Here is a 7,109-nt window from a genome sequence, read left to right on the forward strand (position 1 = left end):
AATACAGATGCACTAATGAGCTCTCCACAAGCAGAAAGTAAATCTGTCTCTACACTGTGTGGCGAGCTTGGTATAAGGTCAAGCAATGTATCGGTAGAGTAATGCTGACCTCTTCTTCCCATGGCGGATACAACAACTAACACTTTCTTATGGGCAGTGATTGCTTTTTGGATTCTTTCGATGACTAATTGTCTATTCGAAGTATCCTGCATCGCAATTCCTCCATATTTTTGCACAATCATATTTTCAACCACTCTTTTCGTGACATTTCAAACACTCCGTTCATAAAATACAAGGAATTCATTTTACTGTATGCGATTTAACAAGAATGGTGTAGGGAGTGAGCTACTATTTATCCAATAAAAGAGCTATTAGAGGGTCTGGAATATAAGATATTTGGAGATTTAAATGGTATAACTGTTCATCGTTTTATAGATCATTCCAAACAAATACAGCTAGGAGATGTATTTGTCTGGGAATCCAACAATCGTACCTTTGTAGAGGAAGCAATCCAAAGAGGAGCTAATCTAGTCATTACTCAGCATTATATTCCAGACTGTTGTGTTCCACAAATCGTTCTTCCATCTGATATGTTTTTGCTAAAAGACAAGATTGCGTATTTAACCTATAAAAAATATGGACAAAAAATAAAGACAGTAGGCATTACAGGTACCAATGGTAAAACTACCGTTGCTTCTTTTATTGGGCAGTTATTGAAGCAACAACAGAAGTCCGTATGTGTAATTGGTACCCTAGGGGTCTATGTAAATGATGAAAAATTGGAAAGGCAATTTAGAAACAATACCACACTACCTTTTTATGATTTCATACAGGTAGTGAGGTATTGTTATGACCATGACGTGGAATACATCGTATTAGAAGCCTCCTCTCAAGGCTTGTTGGATAATCGATTAGGAAGTTATCCAATGGACGTTGCTGTATTTTTAAATATAGGAAAAGACCATCTAGAGTTTCATGGCGGGATGGTGCCATATAAAAAATCTAAGGAGCTACTCATTCCATTAGCGAGAAAGTTGGTAGTTAATAATAATGATGAATGGTGTCGTTCAGTTGCACAAAAATCATATATACCAACAATACGATTCGGAAATCAGGATGGTAACGATGTAATTTTTAGTAATGAAAAATATTTAAATGAAGAAGTTAAATATGAATATGAAGTAAATGGAAAAGAGACGTCTGTCATCATGAGGAATAGTGGATATCATAATGGGATGAATTTAGCAGCTGCACTTGGTGCAATGTTAGGCCTAGGCCTCCCGTGTGAGGTGATCTATCCAGTAAATTTACCGGCTGGAAGGCTACAAAGGGTACCGAATAATAAAGGGATTGAGGTATTGATAGACTACGCACATACACCTGATGCATTAGAGGCTTGTTTGTCTTCTATTACAGTTTATGCGAAGAAAAATATATTGGTTGTCTTTGGGTGTGGGGGAAATCGTGATAAGCAAAAGAGAAAATGGATGGGAGAGGTAGCTTCCAAATATGCTACTAAGGCAATTATCACTTCTGATAACCCACGAAATGAGGAACCAGAAGCAATTATCGCAGATATTATTCAAGGGATAGACCCTAGCAAGGTAATGGTGGAAGCTAATCGAAGAAATGCAATTCGCTTGGCATTAGCTACCGCTCAAGAAGGAGATGTCGTTTTAATAGCGGGAAAAGGGCATGAAAAAGAACAAATTATTAAAGAAGTTGTTTTACCCTTTTCTGATCTTGAAGTAGTTCAGTCTTATTTTGATGAAGGTGTAATAACAAAAAATGATCCGGTTGCATGAGCAATCTTTTTCCCATCCGGTTGGGTAACAGTACATTCCATTACTAGCGTTTGTCTTCCTTTATGTAAGTACGTAGATGTAGCAATCAGTTGCTTTTCGGATGAAGCTTTTATGTAGTTGATCGTCATATTAGTTGTAACGGCACCTTTTCCTTCTGGATGAAGGTCTTTGTTCACTAAAAATCCCATAGCATTATCGACTAGAGTTGCAATGACACCACCATGGGGCATATCAAAGCTGTTATGAATTAGTGGGGTAACAGGAAGTGTTACAATGCATTGGTTGTCCTCAAAACGAGTGTCCATTTGAAACGTCGCATTTAGGTATGTAGGCGCAAGTCCTTCTTGTTTCTTTTTTAATCCGGTAAGGAAGTCTGTCAGTAAGCCTTTTTCCGTTTCTGAAGCCTCTTTTGTAACTTGTTCAAATAGAGTTTGTAAATTTTCCATTGAAATTCTCCTAACACTTAAGTTATTAGTTTAACAATTGTCTCCAGTTTTCTGTTATGATAGACAGGATTGGAGGTTTTATTTATGATTATGACTGATGAATGGGTGGATATTATGAATCACTCAGACCTATTATGTACAATGATTTTATCCTCTGAACCATTTTACCTTTACTTAAATGCACATCGTGCTGTATATACAAAACCTGAACTCGTGCGGGAAATCAATAGCTTTACCCGACTGAAGGACCAATACGAAGAGGTTCAACGCTTTGGAAAATACCATCCAGATTACTCAAGAGTCATGAAAGACATTCGTGTAACTAAACGTAATCTTGATATGGTAGATGAAATAGCAGCTCTTAAGGTGGCTGAAAACGAGTTACAGGACCTCCTCGATGAGGTAAGCTTGATTATTGGTAAAACAGTCTCAGAAGGAGTCAAAGTACCTGTAAGTAATCCATTTTTCGCTTCTAGCGGCTCAAGCTGCGGTAGTGGCTGTGGAACCGGCGGATCATGCTCTTGCTCTGCTTAAGAAAAGCGCAAAATTAAAAGTCAGCTAAGCAGGCAAATAGATAGCTGCACCAAATAAATTAGGAAGGATGTGTACATTAATTGTGCACATCCTTTTTTTAGACTCATAAAATTCTAGTTCAACTTTAATACATCAATTGCTAGGTCAGGTCTATCCGTAATAATCCCTTTTGCTCCATTTTGGATAAGCTTTTTCATTACCTCTGGATCATTGATGGTCCAATAATGTACTGGGATATTTAAAGTAGATAAAAATTTTATAAATCCAGGACTATCTAAAGAAACCATTTTTGCTCTTAACGGCAACTGAAAAATGTCCGCCTTCGGATGATATAAATGTCTAAATTGTGAAGAGTAAGCTGTGTATGCTTTTTTCACTTCTTTTTCACCGGCACCTAAAGCAACTCTGTTTTGAGCGTAGAGATTGAACCGATCAATTTGTTCATCATAGAAGCTTGTTACAACTACCCGATCAAAGGCTTGTTTTTCTTCTATCAATCTCCATAGCTTAGATGGCATCAGACTACCTTCATAAGTAGCGGGGTTGTCCTTTATATCCATATTAATGAGCATTTGTGGATAAGCATCGATTAACTCACCAAGTGTTACCACTCGTTCACCTTGGCCTCTATATGAAAAGTCATCTTTTATATCTTTAAAATGATACCCTATATCTGCATCTCTCAGCTCAGACAACGTGTAGTCTGCAACCTTGCCGGTAAGGTCTGTTGTTCTTTCTAATGTTTCATCATGAAATACAATGATCTCTTCGTCTTTTGTTAATCTCAAATCAATTTCAAAGCCATGGACTCCTAATTTTGCAGCATTATCAAAAGCAGCCATAGAGCCTTCAGGAGCAAGGGCTAGTCCTCCTCGATGTGCAAGAATAATGGGATGTTCATACTTTAATGCTTCCTTTGAAGGGCGGCTATCCGGCTTTGTTAAAGCTTTTGTACTAGCCCAAGCGGCACCTGCAGCAGCAGCAATTGCAAGAGCTACATTAGATTTTTTCCCCATATTTTAATCCCCCTTTTTGGACTTATTCAAATTGTAGCAAGATAATAGGACCTTAACTTACTTATGTTGACAACGATTTCTTTAATTATAGCCAATTGATATTTAGCTGTCAGCTAGTTGTTGTTGCTATCAAAATCCTCCATATGTTATTCTTGAAGGAAGAAATGAGGGGAAGCGTATGACAGAAAGACAAGGACTAATTGTCTATGTGCATCATTTAAAGCAGGCTAAATCTTTAAGAAAATACGGGCATGTCCATTATATTTCTAAAAAAATGAAATATGTCGTTTTATATTGTGATCAGGATCAGATAGAAGCGGCTAAACAAAAGATGAATAAACTTCCTTTTGTAAAAGAAATATTAGAGTCCTATCGTCCGTTTGTAAAAACCGAATTTGAAAATAGTAAACCAGATAAAGCTAAAGAGTATGATTATAAAATCGGTCTATAGCATTTTATTGGAATGGTGGTATATAATGGTTTAATCTTAGGATTCCAATGATATACTGATAAAATAAATGCGTATCTGCAAAAGTAGAGGAATGCTTAATAGATATTTGTATTGGTTCAACCTGTAACTCGTTTAAAGTTTCTTTAAATGTACTTAGTCTTTTAGATTCTGGCTGTGAATGGGGAATACCCTCACGGCAAATATAAATTGGGAAAAATTTGGTATCATTTATGGGTTTTAGAGCAATTGCTATAGAAATATAGTCCTTCCCATTTTTTGGTGAAGAGAAGATAAATGCTCTGTAAATACGTTCTTTGTTTACACGTGCTAATTCACATAGCTCAAATGTATCTCCGTAACCTTCGCCAAGTTCTATAAAACGTTGGATCAATGAAAACACTTCCTTTCCAATTCATCTTACCACTATGTTGGAGGACAATTCCATGAAAATTATTGTAGGCTTTATATCTATGCTTTTAGTAGTAACAAATTGTGTTTTATTATTATTTCAATATGAGGTGTACTCCTCCAATATAGATGAAGAAGTACAGGATTTTTCATATGAGCAAGAACTAGATGTCCAATTATTTGAAAATAGTATACAAGTAAATCATCACTTTTTTAACTTGCCAAAGGAGAAAGTCTCTATTTTATGGCCAATTGCTAGTGAAAATAGGAGCTGTTTAAACATTGCTGGAGACAGCTGTAAACGTTCTGCAGAAGACTTAAATAGCTTTCTTGAAAGTGAAATATCTAGTCAAAGCATATCCTATACTCTACCTTTGCCAAATGGATTACAAGAAGGAGTCGTTCTTTCTGATTTTCTCTTAAAGCTAGAAAATGGTGATGTAACCTATACAACATTACATATAACAGACTCTTTAAAAAGAGGCGGAATGTGGGTAAGTGGTCTACCTAAGATAGGTAACTCTTCTTTAGACTTAATTGACTACTCACTTTCTATTGGAGAAGGTACTGTACAAGAGTTATATTGGCAACAAGAAGCTTTACCGATTCAATACCAAAATGATCATTATTCGGTCTATTCCAAGGAGCCGGTAGCGGATGGTCTACAAAAGCTTTTAGATGAATTACAATTACCTAACACTAGACATTCTTCTATTTTAGTTGAGGATAATACGAACAAAGTGAACGCATCCAACATTTTATTTTTGGAAAATGAGGACTTGCCTTCTATACAAAGAGATATAGCAGTTAAGAATATTCAGGATGGCTATAATTTACCGACCGAAAATCTTCTGCTAGCAGAAGTAGTAAGCAGCTTTCTAATGGAGTCTCCTGTTGGGGCTGAAAAGTCAATATGGATGTATGAGACCTTAACTAGTTATTTGACCAATAGTCAATCGTTAGAATGGAAATCCTTGTTGGAAAATCAGAAGGAGTTAAGTGCGAAGAAGTTGGATAAGCTATTGTCAACTCTTCTTGACTCCAAAACTTCATTTTTCGAATTGAATGATGTGCAAAAGGACAAGTTCCCATTGTTGTTTGAAGATTCACGACCTGTATATATTAACGATGGCATACAAAAGGACATCGACGTCCTATTTAAGGATGGAAAGGTTTTATATGCAGCAGAACCATTATTAGATGTGTTGGGCTATACGTATGACGACACAGATAAAGGTTTATACGTCCAAAATGAAACTAGGGCATTTAGATTTCCTATTCAAGAACCATTTTATGTTTATAATCAAAAAAGATATGATGCCATGTCCGAGCCATTTGAAAAAATCGGTTCAAAATTTTATATAGAAGAGACGTGGATGATTCGTTTGTTTTTGTTGAACATAGATAAAGAGGACGGACGAATTCATTTACAAGAAGAAACGTCTAATTAATGCTGGGAGAAATAGTATGAGAGTTATTTCAGGAACGAGAAAAGGATTACCATTGAAGGCAGTACCAGGAACTAACACAAGACCTACTACAGATAAGGTGAAAGAGTCTATTTTTAATATGATTGGACCGTACTTTAATGGAGGAACGGCTGTGGATTTATTTGCAGGCAGCGGTGGACTAGGTATTGAGTCTTTAAGTAGAGGAATAGAAACCTGTATTTTTATTGAAAAAGATTATAAAGCGATTCAAACCATTAACGAAAATTTAAAAAAATGTCGCTTAGAAGATGCAAGCGAGATATACAAAATAGATGCATCTCGTGCAGTTAAGGCATTTGAAAAAAGAGCGCTGAGTATAGAGCTATTATTCGTCGACCCTCCCTATAGTAAAACTCCTTTTTATAATTTGGTTGGGGACATAGTAGAAAAGGGTCTAATGTCTAAAACAGGAACAATCGTCTGTGAGCATGAAAAGATGGTGGATCTACCGGATGCTTATGGAGAGTTCCAGCTTTCACGCAGAGAAAATTATGGTGGGACGGTTATTTCCATTTATCGTTACCAAGAAGAAGAGGGGAATTCACATGAGTAAAATGGCAGTTGTTCCTGGAAGTTTCGATCCAATCACTTATGGACATCTTGATATTATTACTCGAGGAGCTTCTATTTTTTCAGAGGTTTATGTAGTTGTTTTAAATAACTCCTCTAAAAATCCTCTATTCTCTGTAGAAGAACGAGTAAAGCTTATTCAGGAAGTAACCGCCCACTTGCCCAATGTAAAGGTAGAAACCTTCTCAGGTTTACTTATGGACTATGCTCAAAACGTAGGAGCGAGTGCAATCATTAGAGGTCTCAGAGCAGTCTCAGACTTTGAATATGAGATGCAAATCACCTCTATGAATCGGGTTTTGAATGATGAAATCGAAACATTTTTTATCATGACCAAAAATCAATATTCATTTTTAAGCTCTAGTATAGTAAAAGAAGTTGCTAAGTAC

At 36.3% G+C, this 7,109-nt stretch carries 10 protein-coding genes; 6 read left to right on the forward strand and 4 right to left on the reverse strand.

The window, feature by feature from the left end; all coding sequences use genetic code 11:
* The coding region (locus AC06OU_RS11810) for an amino acid kinase family protein (RefSeq protein WP_475855994.1) at nt 1-242 on the reverse strand (242 nt) is incomplete at its 3' end.
* A 171-nt stretch (nt 243-413) separates the two neighbouring features.
* Here AC06OU_RS11810 and AC06OU_RS11815 point away from each other — a divergent pair.
* Nucleotides 414-1,805, forward strand: coding sequence for a UDP-N-acetylmuramoyl-L-alanyl-D-glutamate--2,6-diaminopimelate ligase (locus tag AC06OU_RS11815; RefSeq protein WP_475856002.1), 1,392 nt, complete (start codon nt 414-416; stop codon nt 1,803-1,805).
* Here AC06OU_RS11815 and AC06OU_RS11820 read toward each other — a convergent pair.
* Nucleotides 1,760-2,251 (reverse strand): PaaI family thioesterase, encoded by a 492-nt coding sequence (locus AC06OU_RS11820; protein ID WP_169358957.1) that lies wholly within the window; start codon nt 2,249-2,251, stop codon nt 1,760-1,762. The genes AC06OU_RS11815 and AC06OU_RS11820 overlap by 46 nt on opposite strands.
* Before the next feature lie 84 nt (nt 2,252-2,335).
* Here AC06OU_RS11820 and AC06OU_RS11825 point away from each other — a divergent pair, with 84 nt between their 5' ends.
* On the forward strand, nt 2,336-2,785 hold the full coding sequence (locus tag AC06OU_RS11825; protein WP_475855995.1) for a YlbF/YmcA family competence regulator: 450 nt from the start codon (nt 2,336-2,338) through the stop codon (nt 2,783-2,785).
* 113 nt (nt 2,786-2,898) lie between these two features.
* Here the strand turns inward: AC06OU_RS11825 and AC06OU_RS11830 are convergent, their stop codons facing one another.
* Nucleotides 2,899-3,801, reverse strand: a complete 903-nt coding sequence (locus AC06OU_RS11830; RefSeq protein ID WP_475855996.1) for a glycerophosphodiester phosphodiesterase family protein — start codon at nt 3,799-3,801, stop codon at nt 2,899-2,901.
* A gap of 178 nt (nt 3,802-3,979) precedes the next feature.
* Between AC06OU_RS11830 and AC06OU_RS11835 the strand changes: the two genes are divergently transcribed.
* Nucleotides 3,980-4,252, forward strand: coding sequence for a YlbG family protein (locus tag AC06OU_RS11835; RefSeq protein ID WP_169358960.1), 273 nt, complete (start codon nt 3,980-3,982; stop codon nt 4,250-4,252).
* Between the two features lie 4 nt (nt 4,253-4,256).
* Here the strand turns inward: AC06OU_RS11835 and AC06OU_RS11840 are convergent, their stop codons facing one another.
* The gene (locus tag AC06OU_RS11840; protein WP_475855997.1) at nt 4,257-4,643 is read right to left on the reverse strand and encodes a DUF7147 family protein; all 387 of its coding nucleotides are present in this window, start codon (nt 4,641-4,643) and stop codon (nt 4,257-4,259) included.
* A gap of 52 nt (nt 4,644-4,695) precedes the next feature.
* Between AC06OU_RS11840 and AC06OU_RS11845 the strand changes: the two genes are divergently transcribed.
* The 3 genes from AC06OU_RS11845 to coaD form a co-directional block, all read left to right on the forward strand.
* Nucleotides 4,696-6,111, forward strand: coding sequence for a hypothetical protein (locus AC06OU_RS11845; RefSeq protein WP_475855998.1), 1,416 nt, complete (start codon nt 4,696-4,698; stop codon nt 6,109-6,111).
* 16 nt (nt 6,112-6,127) lie between these two features.
* Nucleotides 6,128-6,703, forward strand: a complete 576-nt coding sequence (gene rsmD, locus AC06OU_RS11850; protein WP_475855999.1) for a 16S rRNA (guanine(966)-N(2))-methyltransferase RsmD — start codon at nt 6,128-6,130, stop codon at nt 6,701-6,703.
* Nucleotides 6,696-7,109, forward strand: a 414-nt coding sequence (gene coaD, locus AC06OU_RS11855) for a pantetheine-phosphate adenylyltransferase (RefSeq protein WP_475856000.1), incomplete at its 3' end; no start/stop codon positions are given. The genes rsmD and coaD, both read left to right, overlap by 8 nt.

It is taken from the genome of Psychrobacillus sp. (genome assembly GCF_056205495.1).